The organism is Photobacterium chitinilyticum (genome assembly GCF_004104355.1).
Taxonomy (GTDB): domain Bacteria; phylum Pseudomonadota; class Gammaproteobacteria; order Enterobacterales; family Vibrionaceae; genus Photobacterium; species Photobacterium chitinilyticum.
Map to the genome: position 1 here is coordinate 1 of NZ_RJLM01000054.1, position 1493 is coordinate 1493.

The 1493-nt window shown below is 43.1% G+C and carries 1 protein-coding gene; it reads left to right on the plus strand.

Annotation, left to right across the window (positions count from 1 at the left end; all coding sequences use genetic code 11):
* Positions 1–761 precede the first annotated feature (761 nt).
* Positions 762–1256 (plus strand): lecithin retinol acyltransferase family protein, encoded by a 495-nt coding sequence (locus tag EDI28_RS25705; RefSeq protein ID WP_128786679.1) that lies wholly within the window; start codon positions 762–764, stop codon positions 1254–1256.
* Positions 1257–1493: the final 237 nt, after the last annotated feature.

Consider the following 1493-nt stretch of genomic DNA (forward strand, 5'->3'; position numbering starts at 1 on the left):
ATAGAGGAGCCAGCAATCAATCGAACTGCTATATAGAAAGCTTTAGTTGCAGCTAAAGCCTGGGTCTCACTTTACCCTGAAGTTGGTTTTATTATCCATACAAGGCAATCAAGGTGATGCGTTACACTCGGCGGTTTTGGTATGGAGTTCGGTGCGTTTTGTTGGTTCAGTGGGGCACACCTTATTGCAGGCGTTATGCACCTAGAGCCAAGATTTTCAATGGTAGAAAATTCATCGCTTGTTTCCACGATTTCTCTGGCCATTCGTTCAGTGAAAGGCTGCCTGAAAGTCCGAAGATAAGCTTGTTTTTGTCTTCTGTGCCGCCTTTGATTCTGGCAATGCAATATTGAATTACAACGTTGCTCAGCTGTGAAAGTGTTGGCGCATTTCTTTGTCTATTGGTCTGGTGCAGCAGCCAAGCCCGTTCATATCAGGTTGTCATGCAGGTTTCACTGGCCCAAATCGTTGAAAGTAATTCGGAATTATTAAAGTATGAACTTGTTGCCTGTATGACGCAGATTTATCATGCGTGGAAGGACTTTCGGCCAAACGAGTTCGTATTAATGGATGGAGTTGCATAACAAAGGTATCAAGGTGACTTGTTTGACTCGGCATTTTTGGTTTGGAGTTTAGTGGGTTTGGTGAGTTCACCGTGGCGCACCTTATCCCAGGCGTTATACCGCTTTATTAGCATTATCATGCCTTGAAATCCATACATTGAGCCCAATATATAAGGTATATTTATTGTACAGGGCTAAAATTTGAAAACTATTAATGTAAAACCTGGAGATGTTGTTGTATCGGACTTTGGCGTATATCAACACTGGTCGATTGTTACTGATCGAGTCTGCTCTGACGGCTCACCAATGCTGATATCTGCCACGAAACGTAATGGTACTGTTCAAGAAGAACCTTGGAGTGAGGTTACACAAGGTAATAAAACCTACGTAGCAAACACACAATTTTCTAAATCTATTCTGGATGTGTTAACTGACGCTCGATCTCAGATTGGTTCATGGTCTTATTCTGTAACTTCTAATAATTGCGAGCACTTTGTTAAATGGGCTACGGGATTAAAAGTATCATCTACTCAGGTTAAAGCTGGTGTCGCGGGAGCTGGTGCAGGAATTGCCTTAGTTGGTCTATGTTCTGAAAATCCTAAGTTTGTAAAATTTCTTGGTTGGTCTGTAGTGCTTGGTGGACTGGCTGTTCTAGGTGCAAAAGCCTTAGAAAAACCTGATCAAACAACGGTATAACAAAGGCATCAAGGTGACGCGTTACACTCGGCATTTTTGGTATGGAGTTCAGTGGGCTTGGTGAGCTGGTCGTGGCGCACCTTATGCCCGGCGTTATGCACCTAGAGCCAAGATTTTCAATGGTAGAAAATTCATCGCTTTTTTCCACGATTTCTCTGGCCATTCGTTTGCCGAAAGGCTGCCTGTAAGTCCGAAGATAAGTAGGTTGTTGTTATATTTGCTGCCTTGAAGTCTGGC